The 19,548-nt window shown below is 68.0% G+C and carries 20 protein-coding genes; 7 read left to right on the top strand and 13 right to left on the bottom strand.

The features are described from left to right. Nucleotides 1-389: 389 nt before the first annotated feature. Nucleotides 390-815 (top strand): hypothetical protein, encoded by a 426-nt coding sequence (locus SJY07_RS25205; RefSeq protein WP_380162056.1) that lies wholly within the window; start codon nucleotides 390-392, stop codon nucleotides 813-815. A gap of 125 nt (nucleotides 816-940) precedes the next feature. On the opposite strand, the gene SJY07_RS25200 is transcribed toward SJY07_RS25205, so the two are convergent. Together SJY07_RS25200 and SJY07_RS25195 are read right to left on the bottom strand one after the other, a co-directional pair. Next, nucleotides 941-1,816, bottom strand: a complete 876-nt coding sequence (locus tag SJY07_RS25200; RefSeq protein WP_380162054.1) for an IS3 family transposase — start codon at nucleotides 1,814-1,816, stop codon at nucleotides 941-943. Further along, the gene (locus SJY07_RS25195; protein ID WP_380162052.1) at nucleotides 1,813-2,130 is read right to left on the bottom strand and encodes a transposase; all 318 of its coding nucleotides are present in this window, start codon (nucleotides 2,128-2,130) and stop codon (nucleotides 1,813-1,815) included. The genes SJY07_RS25200 and SJY07_RS25195 overlap by 4 nt, the downstream gene beginning before the upstream one ends. 386 nt (nucleotides 2,131-2,516) lie before the next feature. Here SJY07_RS25195 and SJY07_RS25190 point away from each other — a divergent pair, with 386 nt between their 5' ends. Beyond that, nucleotides 2,517-3,074: a Uma2 family endonuclease gene (locus tag SJY07_RS25190; RefSeq protein ID WP_380162050.1), complete on the top strand. Its 558-nt coding sequence runs from the start codon at nucleotides 2,517-2,519 to the stop codon at nucleotides 3,072-3,074. A 294-nt stretch (nucleotides 3,075-3,368) separates the two neighbouring features. Here the strand turns inward: SJY07_RS25190 and SJY07_RS25185 are convergent, their stop codons facing one another. Both SJY07_RS25185 and SJY07_RS25180 read right to left on the bottom strand, forming a co-directional pair. After that, nucleotides 3,369-4,361, bottom strand: coding sequence for an NADPH:quinone reductase (locus SJY07_RS25185; protein WP_380162048.1), 993 nt, complete (start codon nucleotides 4,359-4,361; stop codon nucleotides 3,369-3,371). Between the two features lie 61 nt (nucleotides 4,362-4,422). Then, complete coding sequence (locus tag SJY07_RS25180) at nucleotides 4,423-4,965, bottom strand: PadR family transcriptional regulator (RefSeq protein ID WP_380162046.1); 543 nt, start codon at nucleotides 4,963-4,965, stop codon at nucleotides 4,423-4,425. A gap of 109 nt (nucleotides 4,966-5,074) precedes the next feature. On the opposite strand from SJY07_RS25180, the gene SJY07_RS25175 reads away from it, so the two are divergent. The 4 genes from SJY07_RS25175 (at nucleotide 5,075) to SJY07_RS25160 (ending at nucleotide 9,870) form a co-directional block, all read left to right on the top strand. Continuing rightward, on the top strand, nucleotides 5,075-6,232 hold the full coding sequence (locus SJY07_RS25175; protein WP_380162044.1) for an NAD(P)-dependent alcohol dehydrogenase: 1,158 nt from the start codon (nucleotides 5,075-5,077) through the stop codon (nucleotides 6,230-6,232). A gap of 60 nt (nucleotides 6,233-6,292) precedes the next feature. Then, nucleotides 6,293-7,231 (top strand): ABC transporter substrate-binding protein, encoded by a 939-nt coding sequence (locus SJY07_RS25170; RefSeq protein WP_380162042.1) that lies wholly within the window; start codon nucleotides 6,293-6,295, stop codon nucleotides 7,229-7,231. A gap of 163 nt (nucleotides 7,232-7,394) precedes the next feature. Beyond that, nucleotides 7,395-7,805, top strand: a complete 411-nt coding sequence (locus SJY07_RS25165; protein WP_380162040.1) for an ester cyclase — start codon at nucleotides 7,395-7,397, stop codon at nucleotides 7,803-7,805. A gap of 799 nt (nucleotides 7,806-8,604) precedes the next feature. Further along, nucleotides 8,605-9,870, top strand: a complete 1,266-nt coding sequence (locus tag SJY07_RS25160) for an IS110 family transposase (protein ID WP_380162038.1) — start codon at nucleotides 8,605-8,607, stop codon at nucleotides 9,868-9,870. Between the two features lie 60 nt (nucleotides 9,871-9,930). Here the strand turns inward: SJY07_RS25160 and SJY07_RS25155 are convergent, their stop codons facing one another. The 3 genes from SJY07_RS25155 to SJY07_RS25145 all read right to left on the bottom strand — a co-directional run bounded on the left by SJY07_RS25155 (nucleotide 9,931) and on the right by SJY07_RS25145 (nucleotide 12,986). Then, on the bottom strand, nucleotides 9,931-10,812 hold the full coding sequence (locus SJY07_RS25155; protein ID WP_380162036.1) for a phosphotransferase: 882 nt from the start codon (nucleotides 10,810-10,812) through the stop codon (nucleotides 9,931-9,933). Between the two features lie 239 nt (nucleotides 10,813-11,051). Further along, nucleotides 11,052-12,347 carry an aspartate kinase gene (locus SJY07_RS25150; RefSeq protein WP_380162034.1) on the bottom strand — a complete coding sequence of 432 codons (1,296 nt, stop codon included), beginning with the start codon at nucleotides 12,345-12,347 and terminating at the stop codon, nucleotides 11,052-11,054. A 171-nt stretch (nucleotides 12,348-12,518) separates the two neighbouring features. After that, nucleotides 12,519-12,986 (bottom strand): hypothetical protein, encoded by a 468-nt coding sequence (locus SJY07_RS25145; protein ID WP_380162032.1) that lies wholly within the window; start codon nucleotides 12,984-12,986, stop codon nucleotides 12,519-12,521. Nucleotides 12,987-13,141: 155 nt separating this feature from the next. Between SJY07_RS25145 and SJY07_RS25140 the strand changes: the two genes are divergently transcribed. Next, nucleotides 13,142-13,975, top strand: a complete 834-nt coding sequence (locus SJY07_RS25140) for an aminoglycoside phosphotransferase family protein (RefSeq protein ID WP_380162530.1) — start codon at nucleotides 13,142-13,144, stop codon at nucleotides 13,973-13,975. A gap of 287 nt (nucleotides 13,976-14,262) precedes the next feature. On the opposite strand, the gene SJY07_RS25135 is transcribed toward SJY07_RS25140, so the two are convergent. From SJY07_RS25135 to SJY07_RS25110, 6 genes are all read right to left on the bottom strand, one after another. Then, nucleotides 14,263-15,168, bottom strand: coding sequence for a phosphotransferase (locus tag SJY07_RS25135; RefSeq protein ID WP_380162030.1), 906 nt, complete (start codon nucleotides 15,166-15,168; stop codon nucleotides 14,263-14,265). Nucleotides 15,169-15,362: 194 nt separating this feature from the next. Beyond that, a complete protein-coding gene (locus SJY07_RS25130) occupies nucleotides 15,363-16,331 on the bottom strand; it encodes an aminoglycoside phosphotransferase (protein ID WP_380162028.1) in 969 nt (322 codons plus the stop codon). A 179-nt stretch (nucleotides 16,332-16,510) separates the two neighbouring features. Then, entirely contained in the window at nucleotides 16,511-17,077 is a 567-nt protein-coding gene (locus SJY07_RS25125) for a histidine phosphatase family protein (protein ID WP_380162026.1), read from the bottom strand. A 63-nt stretch (nucleotides 17,078-17,140) separates the two neighbouring features. Next, the gene (locus SJY07_RS25120) at nucleotides 17,141-17,770 is read right to left on the bottom strand and encodes a nucleotidyltransferase domain-containing protein (protein WP_380162024.1); all 630 of its coding nucleotides are present in this window, start codon (nucleotides 17,768-17,770) and stop codon (nucleotides 17,141-17,143) included. Nucleotides 17,771-17,873: 103 nt separating this feature from the next. Next, the gene (locus tag SJY07_RS25115) at nucleotides 17,874-18,266 is read right to left on the bottom strand and encodes a hypothetical protein (RefSeq protein ID WP_380162022.1); all 393 of its coding nucleotides are present in this window, start codon (nucleotides 18,264-18,266) and stop codon (nucleotides 17,874-17,876) included. Next, nucleotides 18,241-19,203 (bottom strand): transposase, encoded by a 963-nt coding sequence (locus SJY07_RS25110; protein WP_380162020.1) that lies wholly within the window; start codon nucleotides 19,201-19,203, stop codon nucleotides 18,241-18,243. The genes SJY07_RS25115 and SJY07_RS25110 overlap by 26 nt, the downstream gene beginning before the upstream one ends. Nucleotides 19,204-19,548 lie beyond the last annotated feature (345 nt).

Genomic DNA, 19,548 nt, shown 5'->3' with positions numbered 1-19,548 from the left:
CACGGCGCCCACTCTCGAAACAACCAGAACTCTCCCAGAATCGATGTCCGCCAATGCGTGAGCGTCCCGAGCTCGACCCACCCAAGGGGATCTAGACGTACGAGAATCGGCGTAACGACCTCCGGCCTGGGTTTTCAATGTAGCGTGGGCTGTGGTTTCCTCGGGTAACAGCACGTTCCCTGGCGTGACACTTCACCACTGCGACCGTTTTGGAGCCCAGCGTGACCTCGATGTGGCCTGCCTCCAGGGTGCGGACCGAGCGCGCATCGACCGCTGCGCCACTGCAGGAGACATCGAACACAGACCATGTCGCCCCTGCACCCTCTTCTGGCGCGCCCCACTGCAGTTCCGGCACGCGGCCCCTCGGTGGACACGATGTAGAACGAGAAGTGCAAGCCTGGCTGGAACAGGAGCAGCTCACCCGATCACAAGCCGAGCGGGCTGGACTCGCCGCAGGGGAGAGCACGTCACACCTGAACTCCTATCAACAACTGAAACAGAGTCTCGCCCGCATCGTGGGTGAACCCATCGCCTGGGTCGTACGCGCCCATTACGGAAACCGTCACCGCATTCGGCGTTCCGACACCTTGCTGGTGGGCCTCACCGAGAAGTCCTTGGTCATCTTCCCCACCGGCAATCAGGACGCCACGATTGGTCCTGACTACGTGAGGGTCGACCTGGGACAGGCACGAGCCATCGGCAGTCGTCGGATTCGCCTCGAGGGTGGCGCGGCTCAGGCCCGGTGGTTGCATCTCGACCCTACCGAGCCACCCGCGCGCGCTGTCTTGATGCGTCCACGAACCTTCCGGGTCTAGTGAGAACACGCGACTCTGCCCACACGAGGACCCAGCCCAGCCCAGTCCGGCCAGGTCGAGGAACCGCAAGGCCAGATACGCCGCCTGGAGCTTGACCCGGTTTCCCGGACAGGTGGGTAACTCGATCATGCCGCAGCAGTCGCCGCGGTGTGAAGCCTCTCGTACTCGACAGGGCTGAGGTAGCCGATGCCGGAGTGACGTCGGCGGGGGTTGTAGAACGCCTCGATCCACTCAAACATCGCCGAACCCAACTCCACCCTCGTGGACCAAGAGCGGCGGTCCAGCAGTTCACGCTGCATCGTGGACCAGAAGCTCTCCATCAACCCGTTGTCGACGCTGGAAGCGACCCGGCCCATCGATCCCAGCAGGCCCGCGGCCCGTAGACGCTGCCCGAAAATCCAGGAGGTGTCCTGGCTGCCTCGGTCCGCGTGGACGATGGTTCCTGCCTGAGGACGACGTCGCCAGCAGGCCATCTCGAGGGCGTCGACGACGAGCTCGGCGCGGATGTGATCGGCGATGGACCAGCCCACCACCATCCGGCTGAAGACGTCCACGACGGCCGCGCAGTAGACCTTGCCCTCACTGGTGGGATGCTCGGTGATGTCGCTGACCCACAACCGGTTCGGCTCCTCCGCGGTGAACCGCCGCCGGACGAGGTCTTCGTGCGGGGCCGGTAACGGTTTGGAACCGGAGCGCTTGCGGCGGTGGCAGACCCCCACCAGGCCAGCAGCTTTCATCAGCCGGGCGATCCGCTTGCGCCCGCAGGCGATGCCCAACCCCAGGCGCAGCTCGGCGTGCACGCGCGGCGCACCGTAGGTCGCCCTCGAGGAGGCGTGAACGTCGGCGATGGTCTGGGTCAGCGCCGCATCCGCGAGCGAACGGTTTGACGCTGGTCGTCCGCGCCATTCGTAGTAGCCCGAGCGGGACACCCCCAGCACCCGGCAGGTCACCGCGACGGGCAACCCGTCGCCGGCAAGGTCACGGACCAGCGGGAAGATCATTTTGGGTCGGGCAGCACCTCCCGCGCGAAGTAGGCGCTGGCTCGCTTGAGGATGTCGATCTCCATCGCCTGCACCCGGGTCTTGCGGCGCAGCTCGAGCAGCTCAGCGCGCTCACCGCCGTCGAGTGCGGCAGCGGCGTCTGACCCGGTGCGGCCGCCGGCACCCCTGCTGCTGCCTTCGGCCAGGCGTACCCAGCGGCGCAGGCAGGACTCACTGACTCCGAGGTCGGCGGCGATCTTGCCGATCGGTTGCTCGCGCAGCTGGGCCAGCTCCACAGCGCGTTGACGGAACTCCGGCGGGTGGGGTCGGGGCATCGTAGGACTCCTTTCTGGGCGACATCATCGCCTCAGGTTGGTGTCCGGAGAAGCGGGTCAAGCTCCCCTGACGACGCCTGACGACGCCTGACGACGCCCCGCTTGGTGTCGCGGTCATCCCGGACTACGCGCCGCTGTTGCCGCCTGCGCTGGGTATGGCAACTGCCCAGCCAGCCAAGAACCACTGATCGAAGCCAGCGCAGCCGGCCCTGCCCACCCACCGCGCCTGAAGGCTGTGGGCGCTGGAGCCTGCGTGTTATCGCCACCGGCTGCTCACACCCGCTGCTGACACCCGCTGCTGACACCCGCTGCTGACACCCGCTGCTGACACCTGCATGGCGCGGCTGGCCTCGTCAACCGACCGCAAGCCTGAGACAATCAGCCCTATGAGCGCGACCACCATCGTCGCCCACGGCGGAGTCCTCGACGACTGGCTGCAACACCGCCGCGCCCTGGGCCTGGACACACGCGACGAGATCTGGAACGGCACCTACCACGTGACCCCCCACGCCCACGCCAGCCACGGCCGCCTCGCCGCCCGCCTCATCGTGGGCCTGCACGCTGCGGCCAGCGCCGTCGGCCTGGTTGCGCTCACCGAGTTCAACCTCGGTGTGGAGGACGACTTCCGCGTCCCCGACCTCGGCTTCCTCCCCGCCGCCGAGGAAGACGGGCTGGGCCTGTACGTGCCCAGCGCCGCGATCGTGGTGGAGATCATCTCCCCCGACGACGCCAGCTACGCCAAGATCCCCTTCTACCTCGCCCGCGGGGTGAAGGAGGTGTGGCTTCTCGACCCCACCGCGCGGACCCTGAGCATCCACTCCCCCACCACCGCCACCACTTCCTCCACCCTGAGCAGCCAACGCGGCGACGCTTCGAACACACCGCAGCGCAGCACCGTCCTCGGGATCGACGCCAGCGAGGTCACCGCCCAGCTCGGCTGGTGACCTTCCCCCACAGACAACGCCACCCCACCAGAGTTCCTCGAGCGCTGAGCTGGGTAGAGGCGCCGGCACGCGACAACGCATCAGCCCGCGAGCGCCGGTAGGGCCAAGCACTGCACGACTGGAGCCAAACGGCACACAGAGAAGCCGTGACGCTTCACAGCCCGACTCCCTCCCTCTGGATCATCGATCTATCGGTCGCGCCGTCAGCGGAACGCTCGCTCATGGCGATAGGCGCGCAGTCGCCAAGGCACCTGAGGGTGCTGATCTGCGTCGGCCAGGGTGTTGTGTCCTGGCTCAGTTGGGTATGGCGAGCAAAGTCCGGCTTCGGGAGCCGGCATCGACCTGGTCGTGGGCATGGGCGATCCGTTCCAGCGGGAGCGGCTGTGCGAAGGGGATGACCAGGTCTGCGTCCGCGGCGGCTCGGGTGAGATCGGCGGCCGCTTCTTGCTTGGCTGCCGCTGGAAAATCGTCGCTTCCCAGCAGTCGGATGGTGGTGTTCTCGAAGAGCATCGGCCAGAACGGGAACGCCGGGCGGGCCTCGCGGGTGGCAAAGGCGGCGATGACGGCGCCGTTGCGCATCACGGCCACGTCGAGGTCGGCGTTGTCGGAGAAGGACACCTCCACGACGCGGTCGACCCCGTCGGGGGCGACGTCGCGTACCGCGGCGGCGGGGTCGTCGCCATCGAGCGCGACGACGGCATCGAGCCAGCGCGAGGACTGCAAGCCCTGCAGAGCGGTCAGGTCGGTGCAGCGTCGTACGGTGCCGATGACGCGGGCTCCCGCGCGGTGGGCCAGCTGAGCGGCCATCGAGCTGACCGCCCCCAGGACGCCGTGCACGAGCATGCTCTGGCCGGTCACTCCTCCGTCGGCGAAGACCGCGCGATGGGCGGTGATACCGGGGATGCCGAGGCACGCCCCGACCTCGTCGCTGACCGCGTCGGGTAGCGGGACGGCCTGATCGGCGGGGACGACGGTGTACTGCGCCGCGGTCCCACCGGCGCGGTAAGACTGGGCTCCGTAGACCCACACCCGGCGCCCGAGCAGGTCCTTGTGCACCCCGTCTCCGACCTGGTCGATGACGCCGGCGCCGTCGCTGTGCGGGATGACGCGTGGGTAGGGCATCGGGGCACCCATCCAGTCGCTGCGCTTCTTGGTGTCCCCGGGATTGATCCCTGAGACCGACACCCGCACCCGCACCTCACCCGGTCCAGGGGTGGGGTCGGACAACTGTCCGACCTGCAGGACGTCGGCGGCTGCTCCGCGCCGGTCGTACCACGCTGCGTACATCGGAAGCTTCCTCTCGCTGGCACGATCACAGGCCGGTTGCCTGATCTGTTGTGCTGCACCCTTAATCGCTGGTCGCGACGGGAAGGTCTTTGCCTTCCAGAACCTCATGCAACCAAGCCCGCTCGGCCCGACTCGTGGCGCCGGCGATGGTGAACATCGCCTGGCGGTAGGGATCGGTCATCTCGCGTCGGCGCAGGGGTCGATCGCCGTCGTAGAAGAAACTCGCCGGCTGCTCCAGGAACGCCAACCGGCGGCGCAGTACGGCGTGCTGGTCCTGAACGTCGGGAAGCAGGGACAGGAACGCCAGGACGGTCAGGAAGCGCGCCAGGTCGGTGACGTCCAGCTCGCTGGGCTCGCGCAGACGGGAGTGCAGCTCCTCACGCCCGGCCTCGGTGAGGGTCAGGACGTAGCGCTGGGTGGCTCCGGCTCCGGGCTCGGTGTGGCGTGAGAGCCAACCGGCTTTGAGCATGCGGTTGATCGCCGGGTACAGGCTGCCGTCGCTGATGGGGCGGGCGTAGCCGGACAGCCGAGCCACCCGGCGGCGCAGTTCATAGCCGTGAAGGGGTCCCTCGATGAGGAATCCCAGGATCGACAGCTCCAGCACGGTGTTACCGTCTCATATGTCGATGTACCTCGAATCGAGGTACCAGTGCCGCTGGAGCCCCCGCCGACCGCGAGATGAGACCCACCGGCCAGCACAGGAGGAAGACGCCATGACCACCAGCACCAGCATCGGCATGACCACCAGCACGACGACCATCACCGCCGCTGTCGCCCGCGAGCACGGGCAACCACTGAGCATTGAACAGGTCGAGCTGGATACCGTGCGCCCCGATGAGGTGCGGGTGCGACTGGTCGCCACCGGCGTCTGCCACACCGATGCCATCGTCCGCGACGGGGCCTACCCCACCCCGCTGCCCGCGGTGCTGGGCCACGAAGGCGCCGGTGTCGTCGAGGCGGTCGGGGAGATGGTTCCCGACATCGCCGTCGGTGACCACGTCATCCTCTCCGCGGCCTACTGCGGCACCTGTAAGCGTTGCCGCGCCGGGCAGATGGCCTACTGCGAGCACCTGTTCGCCGAGGACTTCGGCGGCCGCCGCCACGACGGCACCACCGCACTGACCGACCCCAGCGCCGGCACCGGAGCCGAGCAGATCATCTCCTCGCACTTCTTCGGTCAGTCCGCTTTCGCCACCTACGCCAACGTCCGCTCCACCAGCGTGGTCGTCGTCGACCCCGACGTGCCCCTGGAGGTCCTCGCACCCTTGGGCTGCGGCATGCAGACCGGCGCCGGGGCCGTGCTCAACGAGCTGCGCCCGGCCGCGGGGACCAGCCTGGCCGTCTCCGGCGCCGGTGCAGTCGGACTGGCCGCGGTGATGGCCGCGCGCATCGCCGGGTGCACCACCGTCATCGCCATCGACGTGCACGACTCCCGCCTGGCCTTGGCTGCCGAGCTGGGCGCCACCCACGTCATCAACGGCAAGCAGACCGACACCCACGAGAAGATCATGGAGATCACCGGCGGGGCCGGGGTCGACTTCATCGTCGACACCACCGCCATCCCCGCCCTGCTGGCCAGCGCGGCGCAGTCCCTCGCCCTGCGCGGCACCCTGGCCCTGGTCGGAGCGGCCAAGCCCGGCACCGAGGTGCCCTTCGAGATCGGCGCCTCCCTGGTCAAGGGCTGGACGTTCAAGACCATCGTGCAGGGCAGCGCCGTGCCGCAGGTCTTCATCCCCCGCCTGGTCCAGCTGTGGAAGCAGGGCGACTTCCCCCTGGAAAAGCTCACCCGCCCCTACCGCCTGGAAGAGATCAACGACGCCTTCGCCGACTCCGCCTCCGGTGCGGTCGTCAAGCCCATCGTCGTCTTCTGAACCCGCGCCCGAAGCCCGCCCATCACCTCCTCCACCACAGGAACCGGAGCGTTCGCCACGATGCAGCGACGTCACCTGCTCGCCCTGGCCCTGGCCGGGACCGCCGCCGCCGCCACCGCTGCGTGCGGCGGCTCGGACCCTCTGGCCACCAGCGACCCGACCACCGCCGGCACCGACGGCGCGTCCGGGCGCAACACGGTGGTGGTCGGCTCGGCGAACTTCCCCGAGAGTGAACTGCTCGCCGAGATGTACGCCCAGGTCCTGGAAGCATCTGGTATCACCGTGGAGCGCCGCTTCAGCATCGGCGCGCGCGAAGTTTACGTACGCGCCCTGCAGGACGGGTCCATCGACCTGGTCCCGGAGTACAACGGCGCCCTGCTGGCCTATCTGGCCGGCAACGACGCCGTCGACGCCAGCAGCGCCGAAGCGGTGCGCGACGGGCTGCAGGACAAGCTGCCCGCCACGTTGAGCCTGCTGACCGAGGCCGCCGCCCAGGACAAGGACTCCCTGGTCGTGACCAGCGCCACCGCCCAGCGCTACGACCTCACCTCGATCGCCGACCTGACTCCCGTGGCCGGCGACCTGGTCCTGGGCGCTGGTCCTGAGTACGCCGAACGCCGCCAGGGACTGCTTGGCCTGGCCGAGGTCTACGACGTCACCTTCAAGGAGTTCCGTGCCCTGGACGCCGGCGGACCCCTCACCGTCGGAGCACTAGAAGACGACACCGTCCAGGTCGCCAGCCTGCTGTCCACCGACCCCGTCATCGCTGAGCGCGGCTTCAGCACCTTGACTGACCCGCAGAACCTCTTCGGGGTGCAGAACGTCGTGCCGCTGATCACCACGGCCAAGAACACCACCACCGTGACTGAAGCACTGAACGCCTTCTCGGCCACCTTGACCACCGAAAAACTCACCGCCGCGGTAGGCCAGGTCACCATCGACCGAAAGTCGACTGCTTCCGCCGCCACGGCCTACCTGCAGGACAACGATCTTCTGTAGCGGTGCAGCTGAGATCCACCCTGTGCACCAAGCGCGACTGTCACGGTCCCTGGCGAGGCAACTGCGGCGGTCCCCTGCGAGCACGGATCCTCTGCAAGCGTGGATCGCGCCCTCTCGATCAGCCAACAACGTCAGCCCAATCAACCGGAAAGAGGATTACAGCGTGCGATCGACCCTCAGGGCAGGAATGGAACAATTCGTCCGCTTCATCAACAGCACTGACCCCGAGATAGGTGCAACGATCATCGACCCGGAAGCCGTGTTCCACGTCCCCTTCAGCAAAGAACCCCTGCACGGACTTCAGGGGTACCTCCAGGTGCTCGCCATGATGCGCTCATCGTTCTCCGACATCCGTTGGACGTTGGAGGAGACGGTGATCGAGGGCGACACTGTCGCGGCCCGATTCACGCTCACCGGGACCCATGACGGCGACTTCTTCGGGATCCCGGCCACCCACCGCACGATCTCAGCCCCGGCCATGAACCACTACACCTTCACGAACGGACAGATCACGAGCGAACGCGGACTGCCAGACATCTTCGGGATCATGTCTCAGCTGCGCGGTACCGCATAGGGCGCGTGACAGGGTCAAGTCGCAACGACGAGCCTGCCCCGCTGCGCCCAGCGCCCGCAGTACAGGCCGGCCAGTGCAGCCGGCTGCAGTACCGGGGGACGAATCGACGCTCATCCCGCGGTGCGGGCGAAGCGCACGACCGTCCCGCCGTCCGCAGGACTAATCGCCTGGTTCCCCTTGGGAAGCCTCAGGCCGCGGTTCTGTTGCACTGACGTGTTAGCGGCGGCGGGCACGGCGTTCGAGTTGGGCGCTGACCACGACGAGGACAGCACCCGGAGCTGAGAAGGCGAACCACAGCGGTGAGTGGTTGGTCAGAGCGAGGATGCCGCCGACCACCACGAGCAGTAGGCCGACGCCCGATATGACCAAGAAACGCCTGACCGTCTGTGGCGGTAGCGGCGGAGGTGCGTCAGGTCCCGCAACGAGCCCGAGATAGACGAGTACCCGGCGGCCTCGAGGCTCCGAGCTCTTCATGGAAGATAGTTTCCCATCGAGCCGGCCGATGCTCGGCGAGTTCGCGCTCACTGCGCAGACTCTTCCTGCCAGTAGGTCTCCTGCGGCACCGTGTCTGGTGCCAGCAGCAAAGGGTTGCTGGTGCACCTGGACACCACCGGATCACCGCCCAGCTTCCGCTGACCGTCGAGGTCCTGGATGAGTAACGCGGGGTCCGGTGGCCTCAGGACGGGAATGACTGGCGACAGGGCTACGCGCCATCGAGCGCCGATCAGTGAGCGACCGGCTTCCACGTCCTGAGACCAACCGGGTGCCCACCTGCTGCTCCAACAGCAAGGAGGACACCATGAGTGTCGAACAAATCCACCGAACTCGTACAGAGGTAATCCCCGGTGCGCCCGCACCGACCGCGGCACCCACCGCAGGCATCGACTGGGCCAGCACCGACCACGCCATCGCCGTCGTCGACGCCCACGGCGTCCAGACCGTCCGCGAGATGGTCGAGCACACCACTGACGGCCTCGCGCGGATGATCCGAGTGCTGACCCGCACCGGAGTTCACGAGGTCGCCATCGAACGCGGCGACGGACCCGTCGTCGACGCTCTCCTGCAGGCTGGGTTGGCCGTCTTCGTCATCGCCTCGAACCAAGTGAAGAACCTCCGCCAGCGCTACGGCGCCGCCGGCAACAAGGACGACCACTTCGACGCCTACGTCCTGGCCGACACCTTGCGCACCGACCGCCGCAGGCTGCACCCCCTCACCCCAGACTCACCCGCCACGGTCACTTTGCGCATGACGGTCCGTGCCCGCAAGGACCTCGTTGCGGCCCGCATCGCGATGGCCAATCAGCTACGCGCGCAACTGGAACACGCACTGCCCGGCGCGATCAAGCTGTTCCGCGACATCGACTCCGCCATCACTCTGGCCTTCCTGACCCGCTTCCCCACCCAGGCCAAGGTCGACTGGCTGACCCCGAAACGGCTGGAGAACTGGCTGCGCACCCAGCACTACCCCCACCCCGCTCGCGCCGAACAACTCCACACCCACCTGGCCGCGGCGACCCGCGGAACCGTCGGGGACCAGGCCGAGACCCGTGCCCACGTCACCGCCGCCTTCGTCACCGGCCTGACCGCCCTACGGGCGCAGATCAAGGCGTTGGAAGAGCAGATCGAGACCCAACTACTTGCCCACCCTGACGCGGTCGTGTTCACCTCCTTGCCCAAGGCCGGGATCGTCCGCGCTGCCCGACTACTCGCTGAGATCGGCGACTGCCGCGGTCGCTACCCCACCCCGGAGTCGCTGACCAGCCTCGCCGGGACGACCCCCTCGACGCGGCAGTCCGGCAAGGTCAAGATCGTCAGCTTCCGCTGGGCCGTCGACAAGGAACTCCGCGGGGCAGTCATGGACTTCGCCGGCGACTCCCACCACGCCAACGCCTGGGCTGCTGACCTCTACCGCAAGGCCCGCGCCCGCGGCTGCGACCACCCCCACGCGACTCGCATCCTGGCTCGGGCCTGGCTGCATGTGATCTGGCGCTGCTGGCAAGACGGCATCGCCTACGACCCCACCCAACACCGGGCTCTGCAGACCGTCCTCGCGGCGGCCGCTTGACACAGGGCTACTCATCCCGCGTTGTGCGAGCGGTTGCAGGCGGTCGGCAGGGCCTCGAGCTCAGCTGGTGGTTCCGGTCAGTCGTCTCTCCAACCAGCGCAGGGTGTGCAGACCCTGCTCGCGCTGCATCCGGCGCAGCCCTGGGATCGCAGCCACCTCCGGCAGGTGCCCTTCGCGCCAGGCACGTCCCGCCAGACCGGCGAGGACCACGTCAACGGCATCAACCGGCGCCTCCGCCCAGCACGAGCCCAGCAGCAGCGCCTGGGGGTCGTGTCCGCTGGCGGCCACGTCCGGGGCCAGCCGCACCAGGTCCAGCCAGCCCGGTGCGCTCCACAGGTGCGTCCAGTCCACGATGCGCAGACGCCCATCGGCGGTGCGCATCACGTTGTCCCGGCGCAGGTCCCCGTGGTGCAGCGCCGGACCGGAAGCAAGGGTGGGAAGCCACCTGCTTTCCAGGTCGGCCAGCACGCGCACCGGTACGGCGATGGGCAAGGGCTGTGAACGCACGTGCTCCACGGCCGCGGCCGGCGGAGCATCACCAGATGCATCAGGTGCGCCGGCCAGTGCCTGCCAGGTGCCCAGCAGCGGCATGAACGCCTCGGCGTAGGGCGTGGTGGTGTCCAGGGGCGAGGGGTCGAGGCGTTCACGCATCTGCTCCAGCACCTGCAGCAGTGGGCCCAGGTCCTCGGTTCGCCAGGCGCCGACGGACTGAGCGTCCAGGACCTCATAGACAGCGATGCGCCAAGACCCGGGCGAGGCCGAACCCACCAGCCGCGGTCCCAGGTCACCGACGACGTCGGCGAGCACCACACCGGCCTCGACCGCTTCACCCAAGCCGGTACCGATCGGGGCGGCTTTGACGAACAGACGTCGTCCGCGGGAGCTGACGACGGTGGAGGCGATGGAAGGGGTGAAACCCGCAGCGGCGGGAACCTCACGCAAGACAGGACCCTCCAGGAGCCTGGCGACCTCCTCGCGGACCTCAGGCGGCGCCTGGGCCAGCGTGGGACGCCGGACAGCGTCGTCTCCTGCATTCACCACATCATGATCGCGCAGACCGGTCTCGGTTCCTCACGAACTTCACGGTCATCCCGCGGTGCCCGCGAAGCGCACCGTCATCCCGGGCTGCACGCCGGGTCGCGGTCACAACGTCGATCACTCGTTGCGCCGCTACTGAATACCTACCGCCCACTACCCCCGTAGACCACAGCTTCAACCTTGGCGTCCAGCCCGAAAGCGGTATGCACAGCGCGGACCGCTCCCTCAAGCTGGTCCGCGCGCGTCACGACCGAGATGCGGATCTCCGACGTCGAGATCATCTCCAGGTTGATCTGCTCACGAGCTAACGCCTCGAACATCCTCGCCGAGACCCCCGGATGCGACCGCATCCCGACCCCGACGAGAGAAATCTTGCCGATCTGGTCGTCGTACTCGACCCGCTCGAAACCGACCGCGGGCTTCACCTTCTCCAGCGCGTCGATCGCTCTCGCACCCTCAGCCTTGGGAAGGGTGAAGGAGACGTCGGTGCGACCCGAGGGCCCCACCGAGACGTTCTGCACGATCATGTCGATGTTGATCTCGGCCTGCGCGATGGCCTTGAAGATCACCGCAGCGATCCCCGGATCGTCCCGGACCCCCACCACAGTCACCTTGGCCTCCTTGTCATCGTGGGGGATCCCAACGATGACCGGCTGCTGCTGCAGCTCCTGACTGACCCGCGGACTTGCGAAGGCCTCTGGAATGGGTGCGTCGGTGACCCAGGTCCCCTCGTGCGGGCTGAAGGAGCTGCGCACGTGGATGGGGAGGTCGTAGTTCCGCGCGTACTCCACGCAGCGGAGCATGAGGATCTTGGCGCCGTTGGCGGCCATCTCCAGCATCTCCTCCGTCGCGATCCGGTTGATCTTCCGGGCCGTCGGGACGATGCGCGGGTCGGCGGTGTAGACGCCGTCGACGTCGGTGTAGATCTCGCAGACGTCGGCCTTCAACGCCGCCGCGAGCGCGACGGCGGTGGTGTCGGACCCACCGCGACCGAGGGTGGTGATGTCCTTGGTGTCCTGGCTGACGCCCTGGAACCCGGCGACGATCGCGATGGAACCCTCGTCGAGCGCGGCGCGGATGCGACCGGGCGTGACGTCGATGATGCGGGCCCGCCCGTGGGACGAGTCGGTGATGACCCCGGCCTGGGAACCGGTGAAGGAGCGCGCCTCCAGCCCGAGGTTGGAGATCGCCATGGCCAGGACCGCCATCGAGATCCGCTCGCCGGAGGTCAGCAGCATGTCCAGTTCGCGCGCGGGCGGGCGGGGGCTGACCTGTTCGGCGAGGTCGATGAGGTTGTCGGTGGTGTCGCCCATTGCCGAGACCACGACGACGACCTCGTGGCCGGCGCGCTTCGTCGCGGCGATCCGCTTCGCGACACGCTTGATCCCCTCGGCGTCAGCGACCGAGGAACCGCCGTACTTCTGCACCACCAAGCCCATGACCAGCGACCCTAGGCGGTCCCGATGCTGACGAACCCCCCGGCCCGTCCCCATGGGGGACTACGGGGTCAGCTGCCGTCCGGTCATGCCGCGGACGCTTCGCGTTCAGGGTCAGTGCCTCAGCAACGGGGTTCTTCTCGACGAGATCAGGAGATTGCTGAGCCTGGGCGGTTACAAGGCTCCTGCTGTGAGCAGCAGCCGGAAATGCGCGTCGACGGCATCCACCGGATCGTTGGAGACATCGGCGAGGAAGCAGGCATAGAACCTGTCTCCGTGTTCTGCGTCAGTCAGAAGCTCGCGCCAGGACCACAAGTTCGGATGCGGCATGTGGATGGCCGCCTTCGCTGGCCCCAAAAGCTCCACCACCCGCGCCAACTGCTCCCGCTCCAAGGCGAAGACCCCGGTGGTGGCGACGTAGCCGCAAACCGATGCGAGCACCACCGCCGGTAACGGACGCACCGCACCGACGTGGTTGATGTGAGCGAAGGTCAATTCCACACCGTCCTGGCGGACCATGGTGTACGCGACGGGCATGACGAACCCGGGGACGCGGGTGGCGAAGCGATCGAAGGCGGCCCGCAGGTCTTCATCGCTTACCCATGCCTCGACCACGTCGTCCCTCCAGGTGTCCTCCAGCACCGTCCGCCACGGTGATCGACCGGACGTACCGTACTGAGCGCTTTGCGATTTCGCGGTCACCCCGCGATCTGTCATCCCGCGATCTGCAGTGGCGGGATGCGAAAGCTGGAAGTCGTTGGTCTGCGACCCACCGCGCCCACGATGCTGACCCCGTGATGAGTTCCGCGGTTGCCGCAGCCCTGGCCGCTGAAGTCTTCGGCCGCGCCGTCGCCACCCGCCCCATCGACAGTGGCGGCGACCACCATTCTTGGTGGATCGGCGACCACCACGTCCTGCGGTGGGCCCCCGACCGCACCACCAGCCGGCGACTGGACCGAGAGATCGTCCTACGTCGGTGGCTGCGCCGGCACCTACGCTCCCCTGTGCCCGACGCCGTCACGGACGGCACTTGGCACGGTCGTCGCTGGGTGCTGGATGAACGACTGGCTGGTCAGGGCCTCGAGGAAGGCCCCATCCACGATCGGACATGCGCAGACCTCGTCGAACTACTAGCCGACCTCCGTCGGTGCCCGATCGAAGAGATGGCCGCCATCGGGCTCCCCAGGCTGTCGACGCCTGACCTGCACGAACTCGCCGAGGAAGGGCTCGCCGCCCACCGCGCTCTGGGCATCGCCCGCCATCTCACACCACCCTGCGACGTCGGCGTCGTTGCGCGAGAAGAACTAGGACAGGTGGTCCTGGTGCACGCCGACCTCAAAGGCGAGCACCTACTGATCGACGACACCGGGCACCTCACCGGCGTCCTGGACTGGTCCGACGCGGGGACAGGTGATGCCAGCCTCGACGTCGAAGGCTTGGTCGTCGCGATCGGCGCCAGCAACGCTGCTCAGGTCGCCGCCCGAGCCTCCGTACCTGCAGATGTGATCGAGCGGGGCATCTTCCTCGCGCGGTGCCGCACAGCGCTACGGCTAGACGCACTCGTGAACCGCGGAGAGCCATCAGGTCCCGAACGACTACTGCGGCACCAGCACGACCTCGCCTGGAACTGACCTCCCTGCGACCCACCCTCTACGGCGTCGGCATCGCGTACCTCCTCGTCGTGCTCACTCCACTGCTGGGTGGGCCGTGGAAGTCCATGAACGCGCCGGCCGCCTCACACGCCCAGATCGGCGCCGTAGCACCGACTTCCTGACCTCCCGGGAGCTGTCCCGGTCAGGGCGAGGTGCGCGGGCGCACGATCACCCTGCTGGCCAAGACGTTCACAACCTCGAAACCTCGCCCAAGGAAGCGCTGATCGGAACTCGTTCCTGCGCGGCCCCGCCGTCACCCGCGAAAGTCAGCGAAGCGCGCTCAGCTCGTCGAGGGCACTGTTGCCGCGCTCGATCACCCCCGCAACGAGTGCGTGGCGTCCGAGACGAATGGGCCACTCCAGCTGCAGGAGAATCTGTGTCGCGGTGAGCACTGCCGCCCACTCCCCACCGACCACCGCGAGGATCCGCGTCCACAAACGCTTACGAACACCCTCCAGAGAACCGTCGACGGTGTGCCACAGGAGGGTGGTGAGGTCAGTCGCCCGCGTGCCGCACCCTGCGTTGCCGATGTCCACGACCGCCACCACCACACCGTCACGAACCAGGACGTTGCTGGGGTTGAAGTCGGCGTGGACCATGTCCGGTGCTGCTTTCGGCGGTGGGGCGCCGGCACACATCGACAATGACCGCTCGACCAGGGCCGTCACGTCGCCGGAGTACCCGACGAGCCTGTCCAGGATCGGTTCCTGAGCGGTGACGACCCGCCAGGCGTAGGAGCTGTGGTCGTGCGGTTCAGACGCCTGCCCGGCCTGGAGTTCGATGATCGCCATGAGCTGCTCCACGAGGGAGGTGGTCAGCTCTCGAGCTGGAGCCGCATCGACGAACTCCGTCAGGTGCCACACGCAAGAGGCTGTGGCTCCCACGGCGAGCCACGCCGGGGTGAGGTAGCCGACGCCCCGCATGTGCTCGACGATTCTCTTCGCTCGCAGCGTCTCCTTGAAGTGGTCCGGGTGTGCCCGCGCTTCCACTTTCAGCACTGCATCGACCTGCCCCGCCACCTGGACGCGCACGGCACCGGCGTTCAGACCGCCAGGGAAACGACTCAGGACAGTGACCTGCGCACCGACCGCGCTGGCCACGTCGACCATGACCTCGGCAGGCAGGCCTTCGGGAGGGAGGCTGTCGGTCACCGGGTCGAGGGGCTCATCCACCTCAGCTACCCAACCAGACGGGTTCACTGCTGGTCAGGGCCTGGTCAGGGTCAGGGCATCTGCCCCCGGGACGCCTGACAGCAGTTCGCGGCTGCCGACGGGCACCTGCGACTTCACAGTCATCCCGCTGGTCGCGCGCATGACGCGCTCGCGTTGATGTCCATCGGGTTGCAGGTGGCCGGCAAAGCCTCCACTCAGCGGGTGGTCCCAGCCAGCCGTCTCGCCAGCCAACGCAGGGTGTGCAACCCCTGCTCACGCTGCATCGATCGCAGCCCAGGGATCTCAGCCACCTCCGGCAGATGCCCCTCACGCCAGGCCCGACCCGCCAGACCCGCCAGGACCACGTTCACGGCATCGGCCGGCGCATCCGCCCAGCACGACCGCGCCAACAACGCTTGAGGGTCGTGACCACTGGCAGCCACGTCAGGAGCCAGGCGCACCAGGTCCAACCAGCCCGGCGCGCTCCACCGGTGCGTCCAGTCCACGACACGCAACCGCCCACCAGCAGTGCGCATCACGTTGTCCCGACGCAGGTCACCGTGGTGCAGCGCCGCACCGCCGGTGAGGGCGGGAAGCCACCTGCTCTCCAGCTCGGCCAGCTCCTGCACCGAAACCTGCACCGGGAGCGGCCGGGAGCGCACGTGCTCGACGGCTCCCGTCCTCGGCGCGTCGCCGGGTGTACCGGCCAGGGCCTGCCAGGTCCCCAGCAGCGGGATGAACGCCTGCGCGTAGGGTGTGATGGCCGTCAGGGGTGAGGGGTCGAGACGTTCACGCATCCGTTGCAGCAGCTGCTGCAACGCGATCAGGTCCTCACGGTGCCAGGTGCTGATGGAGGCCCCGTCCAGGACCTCGTAGACGGCGATGCGCCAGTCACCGGGTGAGGCCGAGCCCAGCAGGCGTGGGCCCAGGTCAGCGACGACGTCGGCGAGCACGACACCGGCCTCGACGGCTTCACCCAGGCCGCTACCGATCGGTGCGGCCTTGATGAACAGGCGTCGTCCGTGGAAGCTGGTGATGGTGGAGGCGATGGAGGAGGTGAAACCCGCCGCCGCGGGTTCCTCACGTAGGACTGGGCCCCCGAGGAGTCTGTCGGCCTCGTCGCGGACCTCCGGCGGTGCCTGAGCCAGCGTGGGGCGCTGGACAGCGCCGCCTCCTGCGTCCACCCGGCCATGATCGCGCACCCGAACACCGGTTTCTCCCGGAGCTCATACTCATCCCGCGACGCGCACGAAACGCACGGCCATCCCGCGGTGCGGCTAGGCGCCCTGGGGTTGGCGATGTCTCGATGCGAGCCGAGCACGACGATCACCCGCATATCAAGCCGAAGCGGATGAAACAGACGTCACCGGTGGCCGGTGTCGTTGAACGCCACCACCTCCGGCGACTGGTCGGACTCCCACTTGACGATGGTGAGTCCACAGTTGGCGGAGTCCAGGCCGATCCAACGCCACACCGGGGCCTGGAGCACGTGGCGCACGAACCAGCCGATGACGAAGTTGTGGGTCACCAACAGCTCGCACCGGTCCACCTCACCCGTGACGCCGAAGTGCTGAACAGCCCTCTGCAGGGCTGCGGCGTCCTCGTCCCGCTCCTCGCCGGGCACAGCGTCCAACCACGACAGCCACCGGTCGGGGTAGTCGTCTCGTCGCGCAGCGGAGGGCACTGGAGTGCGATCGGCGACGAAGTCGCACGGGTGACGCGGAACCTGGGGCAGGTGGCGGGTGAGGACGTCGCTGGTCTGAACCGCTCGGGCCAGGGGGCTGTGGTGGATCTGGGAGAAGTTCACCCCCGCCAGCCTCCGACCGAGCCGATCGGCCTGCTCGTAGCCGAGGGGAGAGAGACCTCCGTCCTCGGGTGCGGCCGGGTCCTGCTCGCCGTGCCGGACGAGGTGCAGCAGCGTTCGCGCCATCCACGCGACGCTACCGAGGACCGCTCGGATACCGCCGACTTCACGGTTGTCCCGCTGTCATGGTCATGCGAGGGCCCGCAACTGCCCGATCCACGGATGCTGGGCATCGGTCAGCTGGAGAGCCCCAATCAGCCACCCGCGTTCAGAGCTGCTGAGCACCCCAGCGATCTGACGGAAGTCGGCCTCGTCCTTCGCCCGCGGACCAGTGCTCTTGTAGAGCAGCTGGACTTCCGGCGCCAGCACACCTCGCTGCGAGTTGGAGGCAGGACCACGCAGCGTGCGCCAGGCTCGGCGGATCCGGGCGTCTCGGCGGTACACCCACTCCTGCTGACCACCAGTGCCGTCGTCGACGAGGTCGTCGACCATCAGCTGCAGGCTCCAGTCCGCAGTGGGGGTGGGCCGACACCAGATGTCGTGCACGCTCAGCGGCAGCTCCTCCGTCACCGGCCACGGGCGCAGCGTGCCCGGCGGATCGGCTGCGTGTAGGTCCCACCCGGCCAACTGCTCCCGAAGCCGCGGCAGGTGCGGGCGCAGCACGAGGACGTCGATGTCCTCGTGGGTGCGGGTACGCCGACCCAGGTGCAAGTCGATCGCCCAGCCGCCGGCAATCCACCAGGGGACCTCGGCGCGGCGCAGCACGTGGACCACGTCGTCGGGGTCCATTGGCGACCAGGACCCCAGCTCGTTCGTCACCTGCGACAGCCTGGTGCACCGCCAAGCCGCCTGCCGACCGCACGGTCATCCCGCCTTTCGGGCGGTCGCTGGCGACGGACGACTTCACGCCTCTGGTTCCTCTCTATGTCAAGGGCCTCTTGCGGCGGCTGGCTCGGGTGGAGATGCTGGTGCCGGCGGGTCCGGGAAGTGGCTCATCCGAAGAACCGACACCGGGGTCGCAGTCGGTCGCGCTGGAGTCAAAAGCCGCCCCCGCCTGCCCTCCCGGACCCGTCACCACCGCCGCAGCCATCGGCGGCGCCAGCGCTGGGGCTGCTAGCGGCGACACCACCAGAGCAGGCTCTGTGGTGGTTTCCGATCTGATGGGATCGAGCTGCGGATCCGGCTGTATCGAGCTCGCCTGGCCACTGGCATCAGCCAGCATCTGGCGATAGACCACGTTGGACAACCGCCGCTTCAACGCCCGCAACGCCTCCATCGACGACTTCCCTTCACCGCGTTTGCGGTCGAAGAACACCCGCCCCGCCGTGCCCGGGCGACGCAACTGGACGATCGCCATCGTGTGCAGAACCCGGTTCAACCGCCGATTCCCGGCCCGGGAGAGGCGGTGGTGCTCGTTGTCGTCCACTGGAGGCGTCGATGGGGGCGGTGCCGTTCCAGGACGCGAAGTGATCTCGGGTGGGGAACCGGGTGATGTCGCCGACGTCCCCGAGCAGGCGGGCAGCGCTCGAGGGGCCGATGCCGTAGAGATCCATCAAGTGTGAACCGGAGTCGACCACCAGTTGCTGCAGCTGCCGGTTCGCCGCCTTGATCTTGGCCTGGATCGCGGCGAACTCCTCCACCAGCTCAGCCGCCAACTGCGCCCGCATCAACGCCGCAGGACCCACCGGGACCAGCTCGTCCAGCAGCCTTTTCGCCTGCGCCGCAGTGAGGAACCGTTTCGCCCCACCCCCGATCAGCTCACCCAGCAGTCGGTGGATCCGGTTGACGATTTCGGTCTTGCGGACGCCCAACTCATCGCGGCGATCGGCCAGCAGCCGCAACGCGACCGTCTCATCGTCGACGGTCACCACTCGCAGACCCGCGCTCTGGCGGTCGATCGATCCCTCGCGACGCTTACGGCGGCGGACAGCAACTGCGGCGATGGAGTGGGCGTCGGTGGCGTCGGTCTTGCGCCCGTGACCGGTCTCGAACGCCCGGACCTGCGCGGACAGTTTCGCCGGGACATCCAGGACCGTCTCCCCGTCGGCGACCAGACGCTGAGCCAGGTGACGGCCGGCGCCGTTGGCGCCTTCGACTGCCCATGTTCGCGTCGGCCAGGCACTCACCGCGGCGAGCATGGCGCGGTAGCCGTCGGTGTCGGTGGTGAAGCGCTGTCCCAGCAGAATGTGTTCAGCCTCGTCGACCACCTCGATCGTGGCCGAGCGCTTGTGCGGGTCCATCCCGATGATCACCGCCGGGACCACTATCCGAGGCGTTGTTGATCTTCGTGTCCTCATCGCTGCTCCCCGCTCGTCCTGGTCTTCGATGGGGCGGGGTGGGCAGCACTACTTCGGGATGACCGAGCAGACCTCTCTTGAGCCACTCCCCGCCAGCGGTGCCCGACGCGACGCAGACCAGATGAGAACCACACCGGTGGAGCTGGTGGGCAGACGAAAAGAGAGCGACGCGTCGGGCACCTCGACACAGCCTGGCCGGACTGGTGCCGTGAGGAAAGTGAACAAGTAGGCGATCTGCGTGCCGTCGTCCACCCGGCGTTGAAGGGTGCCCAGGCCTCGGAGACGTAGCTGAGCAGACCC

It is taken from the genome of Kineococcus sp. R86509, from assembly GCF_042466365.1.
Lineage (GTDB): Bacteria > Actinomycetota > Actinomycetes > Actinomycetales > Kineococcaceae > Kineococcus.
Note: the sequence above shows the minus strand (reverse complement) of the source record. Positions and strands in the feature narration are given on the sequence as shown.

What these genes read in the sequence shown, in the direction of transcription:
- SJY07_RS25160 (WP_380162038.1), top strand. Translation starts at nt 8,605, where the DNA reads ATGAGTGTCGAACAAATCCACCGAACTCGTACAGAGGTAATCCCCGGT.
- SJY07_RS25175 (WP_380162044.1), top strand. Translation starts at nt 5,075, where the DNA reads ATGACCACCAGCACCAGCATCGGCATGACCACCAGCACGACGACCATC.
- SJY07_RS25200 (WP_380162054.1), bottom strand. Translation starts at nt 1,816, where the DNA reads ATGATCTTCCCGCTGGTCCGTGACCTTGCCGGCGACGGGTTGCCCGTC.
- SJY07_RS25170 (WP_380162042.1), top strand. Translation starts at nt 6,293, where the DNA reads ATGCAGCGACGTCACCTGCTCGCCCTGGCCCTGGCCGGGACCGCCGCC.
- SJY07_RS25185 (WP_380162048.1), bottom strand. Translation starts at nt 4,361, where the DNA reads ATGTACGCAGCGTGGTACGACCGGCGCGGAGCAGCCGCCGACGTCCTG.
- SJY07_RS25195 (WP_380162052.1), bottom strand. Translation starts at nt 2,130, where the DNA reads ATGCCCCGACCCCACCCGCCGGAGTTCCGTCAACGCGCTGTGGAGCTG.
- SJY07_RS25125 (WP_380162026.1), bottom strand. Translation starts at nt 17,077, where the DNA reads ATGGCGCGAACGCTGCTGCACCTCGTCCGGCACGGCGAGCAGGACCCG.
- SJY07_RS25190 (WP_380162050.1), top strand. Translation starts at nt 2,517, where the DNA reads ATGAGCGCGACCACCATCGTCGCCCACGGCGGAGTCCTCGACGACTGG.
- SJY07_RS25140 (WP_380162530.1), top strand. Translation starts at nt 13,142, where the DNA reads ATGAGTTCCGCGGTTGCCGCAGCCCTGGCCGCTGAAGTCTTCGGCCGC.
- SJY07_RS25150 (WP_380162034.1), bottom strand. Translation starts at nt 12,347, where the DNA reads ATGGGCTTGGTGGTGCAGAAGTACGGCGGTTCCTCGGTCGCTGACGCC.